The sequence below is a fragment of the Pseudomonas cyclaminis genome, assembly GCF_015163715.1.
In the GTDB taxonomy this organism is placed as follows: Bacteria; Pseudomonadota; Gammaproteobacteria; order Pseudomonadales; family Pseudomonadaceae; genus Aquipseudomonas; species Aquipseudomonas cyclaminis.
Map to the genome: position 1 here is coordinate 1 of NZ_JADDUM010000114.1, position 15,045 is coordinate 15,045.

The following is a 15,045-nucleotide window of genomic DNA, read 5'->3' on the forward strand; positions in this document are numbered from 1 at the left end:
TGCCGAAGATCGACCTGACCGTCACCGACGCGGACAACGCCAGCTCCCACAGCACTGGCCAGCCGACCGTGACGTTGGTCGACGACACCCCAATCGCCAGCAACGGCTCCATCCAGGGCAACGAAGACACGTCGATCGAATTGACCTGGGCGACCTTCGGTGTCAGCGATGAAGACTCCGCCAACCCGAAAGTGGTGTTCACCAACCTGCCGGCCGGTTCGATCGAGTACAACGTCAACGGCGTGTGGGTCGCGCTGACCGCGTCTGATCTGAAAACCGCCACCTCGGCCGGCAAGTCGTTCAGCCAGGCTGATTTCGATAGCCACAACGTGCGCTACACCCCGGCGGCCAACGAGTCGGGCGATAACAGCTTCAGCGGCACAGGTGTGGGCAACAAGCAGAGCGATTACACCCAGCTGAAATTCCAGGCTACCGACGGCAATTCCTACAGCGACACCAAGATCATCACCGTGGATATCCACCCGGTGGCGGACGTGCCTGTGGTGACGGTTGGCGCGTTCGGCGCTGTGCCTACAGGCCTGGTCATTCAAACCTGGACCGGCGGTACTCTGCGCACCGACCTGGGCACCAACGGTAACGGTGTGGTCAACTCCAGCGATCTGATCCGCGTGATCGACGCCAAGACGGCCGCCAGCGCCCTCACCACCGGCGTGACCAGCAGTGTCAGCAACAGCAATGTGGCAGACGGCACCGCGACCAAGGTCTCCGGCCTGATCTACCTGGAAGCCGGCAAGAGCTACACCTTCACCGGTACGGCCGACGACAGCCTGGCCATTACCGTGGGTGGCAAGTTGGTTGCCACTGAGACCTGGAGCAAGGGCAGCGCGATTACCGGTTCGAGCTACACGCCGACCGAGTCGGGTTACTACACCCTCGACGTCTACCACTACAACCAGGCCGGCGCGGGCAACTACGACGTCAATGTGTCGATCAACAATGGCGTGTCGATGTCCCTGGGCAACAGCGGCGTGCAGACTTACACCAGTGTGGACGCGTTGAAAGCCGCCGGTGCGGTGCTCGGCGATAGCCATATCGTCAACGGCGAAGGCTATTACACCGGCTACGTCTACAACCGTGGCCTGGAAGACACTGCGATCAAGGTCAGCCCGATTACCACCACATTTGTCGACAACGATGGTTCGGAGTCGCACAAGGTGGAAGTCAGCGGCTTGCCAGCCGGTACCGTGATCACCGATGGCACCACGAGCATCACTTCCAATGGCAGCGGCACGCTCTACGATGTCAGCACCTGGAACCTGAAAACCCTGACGGTTACGCCGGCCAAGGATTCGACCGCCAGCTTCGACATCACCGTGAAAGCCACGGCCACCGAGTTGAGCACCGGCGCTTCGGCGGTGACGACCGGCAAAGTGAGCATCGTGGTCACGGCGGTCAACGACGCGCCGACCCTGGATCTGAGCACTGCCGACGTGCTGTCGCCACCGGCTACAACACCTCGTACACCGAACGCAGCACCAACGGTGTTGCGATCACCGGCAGCGTGGCCATCGCTGACGTCGACAGCACCCAGATGCAAAGTGCGACCATCACCCTGAAAAACGCCAGTTCGGGCGATGTGTTGAGCTCCAGCCTGGTAGCGGTGGGTGGTAACTACAAAGGCATCACCGTGACCAGCGTCGGGACTGACGTCAGCGGCAAGATCGTGCTGACCCTGTCGGGCACGGCGGACGCGGCGACCTACAAGACGCTGCTTGAGTCGTTCCAGTACTCCAGCACCAGCAAGTACCCGACGCTGGGTGATCGCACCATTGATGTCTCGGTGACTGACAATGAGGGTGGCAACAGCCTGAGTTCGTTGGCGGCAACGACCACCATCACGGTCAAGCCTCAGGTCTACACCCCCGTCACGGAAGGCGGCGCGGCGGTGGACACCATCGACCTGGGTAACAGCTCGGCGAACAACGTCGTGGTGGGTGACAAAGGGGGTATCACCACGCCGGGCACCAACTACAACATCGCGTTCCTCGTCGACACCTCGGGCAGTATCGGTAGTACCGCCATGAAGTCGATCAAGGCTCAACTGGCAAGCGTGTTCGATACGTTGATCGCCAATGCTGGCAGTAAAGATGCGGGCGTAGTGAAAGTGTTGCTGGTCGATTTCGACACTCGGGTCGAGGCGCAGGTCTCGGTCAACCTGGCTGACAAAACTGCCGCCAAAGCAGCCTTGCAGGCGGTATTGACCCAGATGACGTCCAGCTCGAGCGACATGACCAACTATCAGGATGCGTTCAAAGCGGCGACTGACTGGTTCAAGAGCAGCGACGCCACGAGCAACAAGGGCGCAACCAACCTGACGTACTTCATTACTGACGCGCGCCGAACGTGTACACCGATGTGCGGGGCAACCCGACCCTGGGGACGAAAGACTATTACGGATGGGGGGCGAACGTTAACTTTGACAGTGTTGTCACCAACGCTACCTACGTCTTGGGTCAGAGCAACTCGCTCTATGCGAGGGTCAATGGCTCGACGCAAGTCATTGTCGATGGTGATGGCAAAGTCTATTCCTACGATGGCTACGGGAACCGGATGTACGAAGGCACCGTGGTGGCCAACAGCAGCGGCGGCTTTGACGTTGCGTCGGTCTACAACAACTCCAACACCGCATTGGCAAACGGCAAGACGGCCTACAACGATCTGGTCAACGCGGTTCCAGGCAAGGTTGTCGTCGAGGCCATCGGTCTGGGCAGCGACATTGATGGCACCGTGCTCAAACAGTTTGATACCGACAAAACGGTCAGCACCATCGACACCGCGAAGCTGGCGGACACCATTACCGGCCACACCGCCGATACCGGTGCCGACAACGTTTCCGGCGGTTCGGGCAACGACATCATCTTCGGCGACCTGATCAGCTACAAAGGCCAGGAAGGCAGCGCGGCACTCAAGGCATTCGCTGCCGAGAAGCTGGCGACCACAGTCGATCAGATCGACGACCGCACTCTGCATCAGTACATCTCTGAGCACGTGCAGGACGTCGGTGCTTTGGCCAACGCGTCGAACATCTACGGCACCAGCGATGGCGGCGACACCCTGATCGGCAACGCCGGCGATGACATCCTGTTCGGCCAGGGCGGTAACGACACGCTCTCCGGCGGCGCAGGCAATGACATCCTGGTGGGCGGCAAGGGTAACGACATCCTCACCGGCGGCGCGGGTGCCGACACCTTTGTGTGGCTCAAAGGCGACACCAACACCAGCAGTGGCTTTGATCGCATCACTGACTTCAAGCATGGCGAAGGCGACAAGCTGGACCTGTCCGACTTGCTGCAAGGCAATAACGACACCAACCTGTCGAGCTACCTGAGGTTGACCACCGACTCGTCGGGCAACTCGACGCTGAGCGTGAGCAGCACCGGGTCGTTCACCGGCACCAACGGCGGTACGGCTGATGTGACGATCAAGGTGGACGGCGCGAGCTGGGGCAGTGGCGCCGCCGCGATCAATACCCTGATCGCCGGTGGCGACCTGACCGTCAAGCACCACGACTGATCACCAGCGGGGCGTCAATCTTTCGGGATTGGCGCCCCTTTGGCATGCGCTTTGGGGAAATGTGTGTAATCTCTGTGGGAGCCGTGCGCGGCGCCTGCAGGGATTTTTTATTGGGAGAGGGCTGATGTTCTACGTGCAACGCGATCAATACAACGCTTTGGTGCGTGTCGAGGCGCAGGCCTTCGCAGAAGCCACTGAGACGCTACCGGCTGACCATCATGATATCCAGGCGTGGTTTGCCGACGATGAGATTGAGAACAGCCTCAAGCAGCTCAAGAGCAGTGACCTTGAGATGATCCGCGTACTGGACGACTTGATCCAGGTGCTGATCACCAAGAACGTGATGAGCATCACCGACTTGCCGCCGGCGGCGCAGACCAAGTTCCTGGAGCGTACCCATGCCCGGGCGGCGTTGGGTGGCTTGAGCGAGCTGATCAATGACGATGAAACCGGCCTGATCTGACGCGCACCTCCTTCACGGCGTGAGCGTCAAGGAGGCGTGATTATTCAGTGCTCCACTTCCAGGGCGCCGGTTCACCGACCAGTTGGCCTTGCACCCCTTCAATCCCCATCTCGCGGATTACCCGCAACTCACCCTCGGTTTCCACGCGCTCGGCAATCAGCGGCAGGTCAATGCTGTGGGCCGCACGCTGGATGGCCTCGATAAAGAAGCGCTTGTGGCTTTCCTGATCAATATCGCGGATGTAACTGCCGTCGATCTTGAGGTAGGCCAGGCCCAGATGCGCCAAGTTACCGATCATGCTGAAGCGCCCGCCGAAACGCTGCAGCCCAAGGCTGTAGCCGAGGCCGCGCATGCGCCGGATCAAACGCTCCAGCTGCGTCTGTTCGGGTACTTGTTCTTCACCGATTTCCAGGGTCAGGCGTTCGCCCAACAGTGGGTGTTGGGCCAGGCGTTCGAACATGTGCTCCAGGGCTTGCGGGTCGTTCAGGGTTGCAGCCGACAGATTCAGCGCGACCGATTGGTTGTGTTGGCCCAAGTGGGCGATCACCAGATCGAGCATTACCTGGTCGAGCCGCGCGGTCCAACCGAAGCGCTCCAGCCATGGCAGGAAGTGTCCGGCGGCAATGGTCTGGTCCTGGCTGTCGAGCAGGCGCGACAGCACCTTGTAATGCAGGACCTGGCGGATATCGCTGCTGCTCACCACCGGCTGGAAGAACAGGCGGAAGCGACCCTGGCTCAGGGCGTTGTCGAGCAGGGTGTGCCAGCTGTGCGGGTCGTCACTGACGGTGTCGAGGGTTTGATGGGTCAGGCACACCCAGCTTTGCAGGCTGTTGGCTTCGGCCTGGGTGAGCGCCTGGTCAGCCAGCATCAGCAGGTCTGCCGAGGCGTCGCCGGGGTTGTAAGGGGCCAGGCCGATGTAGGCCACGGTGGGCATGTCGGTGGCGCCGGTTTCGTGCAGGCTCTGCAAGGTGGCATCCAGTTCCTGGGCCAACTGCACGGCCTCGTCACGCACCAGGCCCGGCGCGAGCACGGCAAATTCGCCGCCACGGCTGCGGGTGATCAGGTTGTGGGTTTCCGGGTATTTGGCGCAGGTGCGCACCAGTTGCTGGCTGACGGCTTGCAGCAACTGGTCAGTGCGCTGTCCGCCCAGACGCTGATTGAGGCCGCCCAGGTCGTTGACCCGCAGCATCAGCAGGTAGCCTGAGCTGGACTCTTCCAGGTTGCTGACTCGCGATTGCAGTTGCATCTCGAAATAGCGACGGTTGGCCAGCCCGGTCAGGCTGTCCTGGTAGGACTCCACCCGCAGCTTCTCGCTGCGCTCGGTCTGCTCGTGGAACAGCGCCTTGAGCTTCTCCACCATCTGGTTCATGGCCTGCACCACGCGGCGCAGTTCCGGGGTGCGGGGCAGGTCGGGCAAGCTGAGGAACTCTCGACGTGCGATAGCGTGGGACTGCTCCACCATATAGTCCAAGGGCCTGAGCTGACGACGCAGCAACAGCGCGCCCAGTACCGCACTCACCGCGCCACAGACCAGCAGCCAAACCAGGCTGCCCAGCGCGCTTTGCCAGAGTTTGGCCAGGGCAAACATCGGGTGACTGACCACTTCAACCCGCGCTGCCTGCTGCCAGCCACGGCTGACGATGGCATCGCCGCCGGCCGGCGCGAGGCCGATCATCTTGACGAACCAGGCCGGCACGCTGCTGGCATCCGGCTCGGCGGCACGCTCCACCAGCACCTGGTCATTGCTCAGGTCCACCACGCGAATGCTCGCGTAGTAGCCACTGTCAAAGATCGAGCTGACCATCAGTTCGGTCATTGCCGGGTCATCGATGTTCGGCGTCAGCGACAGGGCCAGCGCCGTCGCCGCGTCCTGGGCGTGGGAGCGCAACTGGTTGACGTACTGGGTCCGCGAACTTTCCAGGCTGACGAAGAAGCTACCGCTGAACGCGACCACCAGGAACACGCAGATAGCGATCAGCAATTGTTTGAACAGTGACATCGTAGCTCCTGTTAATTATCCGAACTGGCCGGAAACCCTTCAGCGGTCATTTTTTTCAAGACGTCCAGCCAGCGTGACAGACGCTTGGTGTCACCGACTTTTTTGTTCCCCCCGGCGCCGGTCAGCCACAGCCCTTCACCGTTGAACGCGTAAACCGGCAGCAGGTCTGCGCGCTGGCTGGCGGGCAAAATGGGGTCCATCAGGCTGTCAAGCACCAAGGGCATGGCTTCGGGGCTGGCATAGTACGTCAGCACCATGTGTGCGCGATTCTGGCGTAAGGCTTTAACGTAGGTAATCCGCAGTTTTTCGGCGGGCACCCCCAAGTGACGCAGGCTGAAGTACTTGGCGATGGCGTAGTCTTCGCAATCGCCAGCGCCTTTCCACAGGGATTGAATAGGGGTCGCCCAATAATCAATTTCGTGCCACAGGTCGATGTCTTCTTCGTAGCGCAACTGGCGGTTGAAGAACAGATTCACCACTTTGAGCTGCTCAGCCTCACTCACCTGCTTCTGCGTCGCCAGCAATTGTTGCCAGGCATCAATGCGCTGGCGGCCCGGACCCAGTGGTCCATAAAGCGACTCGGCGCGGCGGCTGATCTGGCTGAAATCCCAATCGGCGAGCAAATCGCCCAGCAGGCCGCCACCCAGCAACAGCGTGATGGCGAGGCCGTACAGAATCCGAGGGAGTTTAAAGCGTATCGCCACTGCGATTACCCAAGCTTGCAGCATTGAAGGTGCGGCAATGGTGCGGTGATATAGGGTAAAAAACAATGGCACGATGAAATCACCGCCATTGAATTGTAGTAATGGTCCGTCAGTAAATTGGCTAATTTCCGCTCGTCTGAAAGGGCGGCTCGGGTTTCATCAAAATAATGACACTTCCTTAGCGCTGTCACAGAATGAAGCAATGAAAACGCCTACAAAAAGACCTGCGGTGAAGCCGTACCTTGCCGACCTTTCCACGTCTTTATATGGCGCCGTGAAGGAGCTCCGGCCATGAGCCGCACTGATGATCTATTTGCCCTGTTCGGCAAGAGCGTTTCCCGCGACCCCACGGGAAGAAACGCCCGCCTGCATTTTTTTGGCAGCATTCCTTTCGACGATGGCACACGTGTGAACCAGAAAGAGGGTTCGCGCTTTGGTGCCCATGCCTCCCACGCCAATGAACATCACCACCATGAACCATTGACCGCGCTGCGCCCGACGGTAGTCGCGCTGGTGTCGGTCAATGGCGGCGTTGGCCGCAGTACGCTGGCTACGGCGCTGAGCAGCGGTCTGCAGCGTCTGGGTGAGTCGGTCGTGGCGCTGGACCTGGATCCCCAGAACGCGTTGCGCCAGCACTTCGGCGTGGATCATGAGCTTCCCGGCCTGGCCCGCAGCAGCCTGCTCAACGCGCCATGGAACACCATCCTGCAATCGGGTTTTGCCGGTTGCCAGGTGATTCCCTTCGGCGACACGGACACCCAGCAGCAGGAAAACCTGCAACGCTGGTTGACGCGTGAGCCGAAGTGGCTGGCCCAGCGCCTGGCGGCATTGGACCTGAGCGAACGGCACACCGTGATCGTCGATACCCCCGCAGGTAACAACGTCTACCTCCATCAAGCGTTGAGCGTGGCCGACATCGTGCTGGTCGTCGCCCAACCGAACGCCGCCTGTCTCGGCACGTTGGATCAACTGGATGCGCTGCTGGCACCTCACCTTGAGCGTGCACGTCCACCGCGTTGCCACTTGGTGATCAACCAGCTGGATGAAAACTCGGCGTTCAACCTGGACATGCTTGATGCGTTCAAGCTGCGCCGCAGTGAGTACCCTCTGGAAGTCATACACCGCGATCCGGCGATCAGCGAAGGCCTGGCCTTTTCTACCGACCCTCTGGACAACACGGTTACAAGCCTGGCTGGTGACGACATCAACGACCTTTGCCGGTTACTGATCGCTCGCAAAAAACGCCTGTAAAGCGCGGGTTATACGCTTAACGCCAGATGCTTATGCACAATCGGTCGGATGCGGTTGTCATGAAATAGCCGTTTTGTGGAGCCGTTCTCAACACACTGCAACTGCCTGTTTTACGTGCGTTTTATGGTGTGAGTAAAAAATGAACAGCGTGGCTTTTGGCCTGTAGCGTAGAAGGCTACAGGCTCTGTAAAGAATTCATCAACAGAGTTATCCACAGGCTGAGGTGCGACAATTTCGCCCTTTAATCGCGCTCGGCAAGCACCAACAAGTTGCGCGGTGTCAACGCCGGGTCGCAGAAGCTGCCTACTTCAACCCTGTAGCCTCGCTCGCTGAGAAACAGTGCCCGATCCAGTACCAGCCACACCTCCAGCGGGCGCCGAAACAGACCGCGCACCAACTCCAGATTCCTGACCTCAGCCAAACGCTGCCAACCGTGCGCCTCCAGTGCCGCCCAATCCTGTTCGCCTGTGGATAACCCTTTGAGGCTGGTCAGCTCGCGGCAGTAGTCGGCGAACGGTTCGTCCAGCCAGCGGGTAGGCAGGGACGGCGTGGGCAGGTACTCGTCGCAGCCGCGTAACTGGCGTTGCAACTGATCGAAACCGAGGCGCCGGGCCATGGATGTATCCCGTTGCAGGCGCACGCGTTTGCCGGCGGTGACGGTTTCGCTGAGGGGCAGGCCGAGGTCGTCGACTGACAGCTGCAAGGTGGAAGCGCGGGCGGCTACGGACAGCGGCTGGTAGGTGTGTGCATGGGTTCGGTTATAGCAGCACGGCGCCAATGCCAGTTGCTTGCAGCCGGCGGCGCTGGCCACTTGCAGCAGTCGCACGTGCAGGTCGCCGCAGGCATGCAGGGCGACGGGGGTGTGTTCGGCGCTGATGGCGACATCTGCCATCACGTCTTGCAAACGATGGGTGACGGGCAGGCCGTGGTGCTCGCTCAAGGCTTGGCCGGACGCGATCAGGGCCGGGTCGTATTCCAGGCAGGTCAGTTGTTGGTCTGTGTGCAGCAGGCGGCGGCCAAGGTGGCCTTTACCGGCGCACCAGTCCAGCCAATGCCGGGGTGTGTGCGCAAAGTGCAGCGCTGCACCGAAGGCTTCGATCTGTTGCCATTTGCGGCCGGGTACATCGACATTCAGGCGATGCGCGGCGGGATGCAGGGGCTGTGTCGGCAACTTATCCACAGTACTGAGTTGCAGCGCCTTTAAGGCTAGCTGTGGAAAAGGGGCGGGGGCGGCCAGGTCATGGGGCCGGTTGTGGCTGGCTTCAGCCTCGGCCAGCGAGCGTTGGCGCAGCCACCGGGCCAGTTCGGGGTATTGGTTTTCCCAGGGTAACTGGTTATGCGTGAAGGGCCGTGGTCGCCACAGCCCTTGATGCTCGATCAGAAACGCATCCAGCGCCCGGAAGCGCGCTTCAACGTCCCTGGCAGGCATCGACGCGCAGCCAGCGTTCCAGCAGTTTGAAGCCGCGTACCAGCAGGAACGAGATCAACAGGTAGAACACGCCGGCGGTGAAGAACATTTCCACCGTCAGGTAGTTGCGCGCAATGATCGTGCGCGCCATGCCGGTCAGTTCCAGCAGGGTCACGGTGCTCGCCAGTGAACTGGCCTTGAGCATCAGGATCACTTCGTTGCTATAGGCCGGCAAACCGATGCGCGCCGCACGCGGCAGGATGATGTAGAACAGGGTCTTGGGCCTGGACATGCCCAGCGCCCGGGCTGCTTCAATTTCCCCAGGCGGAATGGCCTGGATGGCGCCGCGCAGGATCTCGGCGATATAGGCCGCGGTGTGCAGCGTCATGGTGGCGGTGGCACACCAGAACGGGTCGCGCAGGTATTTCCACATGAAGCTTGAGCGGATGCTGTCGAATTGGGCCAGGCCGTAATAGACCAGGAACAACTGCACCAGCAGCGGCGTACCACGGAAGAAGAAAATGTAGGCGTAGGGCAGCGAGCGCACATACCAGCGCTTGGACGAACGTGCGATACCCAGCGGAATGGCCAGGATCAAACCCAGGATCACGGCGATGCTGACCAGTTCCAGAGTCAGGATGGCGCCCTGGATAAACTTCGGCAGCCACTTGATGATGACTTCCCATTCCATTACGTCGTCCTCACGAAGCCGCGGGCGGCGCGTTTTTCCAGGTAGTGCATAGCCACCATCGACAGTGAGGTCAGGCCCAGGTAAATGAACGCGGCGACCATGTAGAAAGTGAACGGCTGTTTGGTGACGGTGACGGCGATCTGCGCATGACGCATGATTTCTTCGAGGCCGATGACCGTGACCAGTGCGGTGTCTTTCATCAGGATCAGGAACAGGTTGCCCAGCCCAGGCAGGGCGATGCGCCACATCTGCGGCAGGATCAAGCGGGTAAAGATGCGGAACTTCGACAGGCCCAACGCCACGCCGGCTTCCCGGTGGCCCTTGGGAATGGAGATGATTGCACCGCGCAGTACCTCGGTGGCGTAGGCGCCGAAACACAGCCCCAGCGCAATGACGCCGGCGGTGAAGGCGCTCAGGGACAGGTCGGGAATGTTGAACAGCTCACCCAGTTCGCGCATGGCGTTGATGGTGCCGAAGTAAATCAGCAACACCCACAACAGTTCCGGCACGCCGCGAACGATGGTCGAGTAGGTCCCGCCCAGCCATTGCAGAGGCTTGGACGCAGAAGTCTTGGCCAAGGCCCCGGCCAGGCCGAGGACCAGCCCCAGGCATAAGGCCGTGAGCGCCAGTTTGACGGTCATCAGCGCGCCGGCAGCAAGCGCGGGGCCGAATCCGTAGAGATCGAAATTCATGGTGTTTTCATATCGCGGCAGGCATTGCTGGAAGCCGACGCGCTCAGGTGAGCGCGCCGGTCAGGCCGTTCAGGTCATTCGATGCTGAACGGGAAGTACTTGTCGTTGATCTTCTTGTAGGTGCCGTCTGCCTTGATCTCTGCCAGGGCTTTGTTCAGGCGCTCGCGCAGTGGGTCACCCTTGCGCACGGCGATACCGATCTTGTCGCTTTCTACAACCGGGTCACCCTTGAACTCGTAGGCTGAACCGTCTTTGCTCTTGAGCCACTCGTACTGCACGTACTTGTCGGCGAGGATGCCGTCGAGGCGGCCGGACGTCAGGTCGAGGTAGGCGTTTTCCTGGGTGTCGTAGAGCTTGGCTTCGGTTTCCGGCAGCTTGTCTTCCAGGTAGGTACCGGCCAGCGTCGCACGCTGTGCACCGATGACCTTGTCTTTCAGGTAAGCGGCGTCGGTCTTGAAGTCTTCAGTGGCTTTAGGTGCGATGAACTGCAGCTTGTTGGAGTAGTACGGGTCGGTGAAGTCGACGGCTTGCTTGCGTTCATCGGTGATGGACAGCGAGGACACCAGGAAGTCGAACTTCTTGGCGTTCAGGGCCGGGATGATGCCGTCCCAGTCGGACACGAACACTTCGCACTTTTCGATTTTCATCTTGGCGCACAGGGCGTCGCCGATGTCTTTGTCGAAGCCGACGACGTTGCCGCTGGCGTCTTTATTGTTGAAGGGCGGGTAGGCCGCTTCGATCCCCATTTTCAAGGTTTCTGCCATGGCCGTGGCGCTGAACGCCATCGAGACGGCCGCGGCCAGAAGGAATTTTTTATAGTTCTGCATGCATGTTGCTCCGTTAGCGGTTGCTGGACATGAATTGTTTGCAGCGCGCCGAAAGCGGGTTTTCAAACACCTGCTGTGGCGATCCTTGCTCTTCGATCAGGCCTTGGTGCAGAAACACCACTTCACTGGACACCTGACGGGCGAAGCCCATTTCATGGGTGACCAGCAGCATGGTGCGACCTTCCTCGGCCAGCGCGCGGATCACATTAAGTACTTCCTGGACCATTTCCGGGTCAAGGGCAGAAGTGGGCTCGTCAAACAGGATGACTTTAGGCTGCATCGCCAGGGTGCGCGCAATGGCGGCCCGTTGTTGCTGGCCGCCGGACAATTGCGCCGGGTAGGCGTGGCGCTTGTCGGCGATGCGACCTTGTCCAGCAGGGCTTCGGCCACTTCTATGGCTTCGGCCTTGCTCTGGCCGAGCACACGGCGGGGCGCCTCGATGATGTTGTCGAGGATGCTCATGTGCGGCCACAGGTTAAAGTTTTGAAACACAAAACCGATTTCGCTGCGCAGGCGGTTGATCTGCTTGCCGTCGGCGGCCATCAACTCACCGTTTTTCGCGGCCTTGAGCTTGAGTTCTTCGCCGGCCACCAGGATCTGGCCCTGGTGTGGGTTTTCCAGCAGGTTGATGCAACGCAGGAACGTGGACTTGCCGGAACCGGAGGAACCCAGGATCGAGATCACATCGCCGTCGCGAGCGGTCAGCGAGATACCTTTGAGTACCTCCAGCTCACCATAGCGTTTATGCAAGTTGCGGATTTCAAGCGCGGGCGTGGCCTCGGCCATGTGCGGTCCTCATTGTGTGCGTTGCGATCCTGCTGTTGGGTCGCCTTCCTGGCGAGGCGCCAAGCTAGCATAGCGCCCGGACGACACCAACAGCCCCGCGGAGGGTAAACAGACGGTGTGCGGCAGGGTGTCGCATCGGCACAGCAGCGTGTCGCGCCATCAACAACCGAACAACCGTTTGAACCCGGTAAACCGCAGGCTTCGCGTAAAAAAGGGCGCGATGGTGCCAGCTTTGGCCGGGTGTTGGAAGGGTTAAACGGGCAAACGGTACCTATCAGCCCCTTTATGGCGCGTCACGTACTTTTTGTGTGTGTTTTTGGTGCGCTTGTTCGTCTTGAATGTGAGTCGCACGGTAACGCTATAGCGGAATGCCATTGTTCTCAATGACTTGCGATGACTGACGAATCGTCCTACAGCCCGCGTCAATCGCGACTCCGTAACATTTTGGCGCAAATCTTGCGTAAAAAATAAAGAACGCCCTGTTGGTTTCTTTTCACGAGGAAGACCCCAGGCCGGGCGGACCGTTTTCGCAATTCCTCGCAAAGGTGTGTCAATGAGTAGTACGCAAAGCTCCAATGACCTCGAACAGGGGCTCAAACCGCGTCACGTCACCATGCTGTCGATTGCCGGCGTTATTGGTGCCGGTTTGTTTGTTGGCTCCGGCCACGCGATTGCTGCCGCCGGCCCCGCTGTCCTGTTGGCATATGCCGCTGCGGGTACGCTGGTGGTATTGGTGATGCGCATGCTGGCCGAGATGGCCGTGGCGTCGCCGGATACCGGTTCGTTTTCCACCTACGCCGACCGTGCGATCGGTCACTGGGCCGGTTTCACCATCGGCTGGCTGTACTGGTGGTTCTGGGTGCTGGTGATTCCGTTGGAAGCCAACGCTGCTGCGACCATCCTCCACGCTTGGTTCCCGGACGTGGCCATCTGGGCCTTCACCCTGATCATCACGTTGCTGCTCACGGCGACCAACCTGTTCAGCGTGAAGAACTACGGCGAGTTCGAGTTCTGGTTTGCCCTGATCAAGGTCGTGGCGATCGTGGGCTTTGTGATCCTTGGCCTGGCCGCCATCTTCGGCTTCCTGCCGACCAGCCAAGTCAGTGGCGTTTCACACCTGTTCGACACCCAAGGCTTTATGCCGAACGGCATGGGCGCCGTATTGGCTGCGATCCTGACCACCATGTTCTCGTTCATGGGCACCGAGATCGTCACCATTGCGGCGGCCGAATCGAAGAACCCAGGCCAGCAAATCACCAAGGCCACCAACTCGGTGATCTGGCGGATTGGCTTGTTCTACCTGCTGTCGATCTTCATCGTCGTGTCCCTGGTGCCGTGGAACGATCCGACCCTGGCGGCGGTAGGTTCCTACCAGACCGTGCTGGAACGCATGGGCATTCCGAATGCCAAGCTGATCGTCGACCTGGTGGTATTGGTTGCCGTGACCAGTTGCCTGAACTCGGCGCTGTACACCGCTTCGCGCATGCTGTTCTCCCTGGGCCGTCGCGGTGACGCACCGGCCGTGGCCAAGCGCACCAACAAGAGCGGCACGCCGTACTGGGCGGTGTTGCTGTCCACCGGTGCTGCGTTCCTGGCGGTGTTTGCCAACTATGTGGCGCCGGCGGCGGTGTTCGAATTCCTGCTGGCCAGCTCCGGCGCCATCGCGTTGCTGGTGTACTTGGTGATCGCGGTGTCGCAACTGCGCATGCGTCAGAAGCGTACGGCGGCGGGCGAGAAAATCGTCTTCAAGATGTGGCTGTTCCCTGGCCTGACCTATGCGGTGATGGTGTTTATCGTGGGTACGTTGACCATCATGCTGTTCCAGGAAGCGCATCGGGTCGAGATTATCGCGACGGGGGTGTTGAGCTTGCTGGTAGTGGCGGCGGGGTTGTTTGTAGCGAGCCGTCGCAAGGCGCAGAGAGCGGGCGCTGCGGTGCTTAACTGACGAAATGCGGTAAAAAATGTGGGAGGGGGGGCTTGCCTCCTCCCACATTGGGTTCTGCATCAGTCTTGCGAGTTGGTCAGCGCTTGGGACGCCGCCAGGTAATCCGCCTGGAACTCTGGCGATTCGATCCACGCCAGCGCAGCCGCTTCATCGTCACTGTCCGTGGCCCACTGCCGATACTCGATCAGCGCCGCCAGGATAAAGTCCGTGGCTTCTTCTTCGCCTTCCTGTTCCAGCACCAGCGCCAGCAGCGGGTGCGCCAGGAATGCTGCGCACAGCGCCTGTTGGCTGGTTTCGCCAGCGGTGCGCATTTCCACGAACAGCTCGGTCAGATCCACCGACTCAAGGTCAATGCGGCTGTCATCACCTGCAAACGCATCCGGCTTGGTCGCCACGGCGCGTTGAGTACGGTTTTGCTTGGCCTTGGTCTTTGCCCGCTGGGCACGTTTTTGCTGCTTGTTCGGCGAGGCCATGGGCTCAACGTCCTAAGGTTCTGGGTCAGGGTGGGTATTGAAGCGCAGGTTCGAGGAAATCCCAAGGGTATCCTCAGTTAATAGGCAATGTTGGGGTGTGACGCTTGTTTTATTGCTTCAGGGGCTGCTGTCCGAGTTTTTATTTTTTAGTAACAGTTAGCCGATTTGCCAGCACTTGTTCATGGGTTGGCGGAGTCATTAACCTTCGGCGCTTGCTCTTCAGGCTGGTAGAGCAGCCCGGCTTGCCACCTTCGCAAAACCATACATCTGAG

11 protein-coding genes and 3 pseudogenes are annotated in these 15,045 nt (G+C 60.1%); 6 read left to right on the top strand and 8 right to left on the bottom strand.

The features are described from left to right. From IQK56_RS15530 to IQK56_RS15540, 4 genes and pseudogenes are all read left to right on the top strand, one after another. Positions 1-1,577 (top strand): annotated as a pseudogene (locus tag IQK56_RS15530) (hypothetical protein); the annotation flags it as partial. Further along, a pseudogene (locus tag IQK56_RS31795) lies at positions 1,553-2,356 on the top strand (vWA domain-containing protein); the annotation flags it as partial. The pseudogenes IQK56_RS15530 and IQK56_RS31795, both read left to right, overlap by 25 nt. A gap of 113 nt (positions 2,357-2,469) precedes the next feature. Beyond that, positions 2,470-3,534, top strand: coding sequence for a calcium-binding protein (locus IQK56_RS15535; RefSeq protein ID WP_246500234.1), 1,065 nt, complete (start codon positions 2,470-2,472; stop codon positions 3,532-3,534). Positions 3,535-3,658: 124 nt separating this feature from the next. Beyond that, positions 3,659-3,997, top strand: a complete 339-nt coding sequence (locus tag IQK56_RS15540) for a tryptophan synthase subunit beta (protein ID WP_122305391.1) — start codon at positions 3,659-3,661, stop codon at positions 3,995-3,997. Between the two features lie 40 nt (positions 3,998-4,037). On the opposite strand, the gene lapD is transcribed toward IQK56_RS15540, so the two are convergent. Further along, positions 4,038-5,996 (bottom strand): cyclic di-GMP receptor LapD, encoded by a 1,959-nt coding sequence (gene lapD, locus IQK56_RS15545; protein WP_193862907.1) that lies wholly within the window; start codon positions 5,994-5,996, stop codon positions 4,038-4,040. Between the two features lie 11 nt (positions 5,997-6,007). Beyond that, positions 6,008-6,724: a cysteine protease LapG gene (gene lapG, locus IQK56_RS15550; protein WP_122305393.1), complete on the bottom strand. Its 717-nt coding sequence runs from the start codon at positions 6,722-6,724 to the stop codon at positions 6,008-6,010. A 267-nt stretch (positions 6,725-6,991) separates the two neighbouring features. On the opposite strand from lapG, the gene bcsQ reads away from it, so the two are divergent. After that, the gene (gene bcsQ / locus IQK56_RS15555; RefSeq protein ID WP_150677113.1) at positions 6,992-7,951 is read left to right on the top strand and encodes a cellulose biosynthesis protein BcsQ; all 960 of its coding nucleotides are present in this window, start codon (positions 6,992-6,994) and stop codon (positions 7,949-7,951) included. A gap of 241 nt (positions 7,952-8,192) precedes the next feature. Here the strand turns inward: bcsQ and IQK56_RS15560 are convergent, their stop codons facing one another. From IQK56_RS15560 to IQK56_RS15580, 5 genes and pseudogenes are all read right to left on the bottom strand, one after another. Further along, positions 8,193-9,380, bottom strand: a complete 1,188-nt coding sequence (locus tag IQK56_RS15560; protein ID WP_193862909.1) for a methyltransferase — start codon at positions 9,378-9,380, stop codon at positions 8,193-8,195. Next, positions 9,361-10,050, bottom strand: a complete 690-nt coding sequence (locus tag IQK56_RS15565) for an ABC transporter permease (protein WP_099583882.1) — start codon at positions 10,048-10,050, stop codon at positions 9,361-9,363. The genes IQK56_RS15560 and IQK56_RS15565 overlap by 20 nt, the downstream gene beginning before the upstream one ends. Next, positions 10,050-10,742: an ABC transporter permease gene (locus IQK56_RS15570; protein WP_193862911.1), complete on the bottom strand. Its 693-nt coding sequence runs from the start codon at positions 10,740-10,742 to the stop codon at positions 10,050-10,052. Before IQK56_RS15570 ends, IQK56_RS15565 begins: the two co-directional genes overlap by 1 nt. A gap of 74 nt (positions 10,743-10,816) precedes the next feature. Then, the gene (locus tag IQK56_RS15575; RefSeq protein ID WP_150762395.1) at positions 10,817-11,569 is read right to left on the bottom strand and encodes an ABC transporter substrate-binding protein; all 753 of its coding nucleotides are present in this window, start codon (positions 11,567-11,569) and stop codon (positions 10,817-10,819) included. 13 nt (positions 11,570-11,582) lie between these two features. Beyond that, a pseudogene (locus IQK56_RS15580) lies at positions 11,583-12,355 on the bottom strand (ABC transporter ATP-binding protein). A 553-nt stretch (positions 12,356-12,908) separates the two neighbouring features. On the opposite strand from IQK56_RS15580, the gene gabP reads away from it, so the two are divergent. Continuing rightward, complete coding sequence (gene gabP / locus IQK56_RS15585; RefSeq protein ID WP_150677110.1) at positions 12,909-14,300, top strand: GABA permease; 1,392 nt, start codon at positions 12,909-12,911, stop codon at positions 14,298-14,300. 59 nt (positions 14,301-14,359) lie between these two features. Here the strand turns inward: gabP and IQK56_RS15590 are convergent, their stop codons facing one another. Beyond that, positions 14,360-14,773, bottom strand: a complete 414-nt coding sequence (locus IQK56_RS15590; protein WP_099583879.1) for a hypothetical protein — start codon at positions 14,771-14,773, stop codon at positions 14,360-14,362. Positions 14,774-15,045 lie beyond the last annotated feature (272 nt).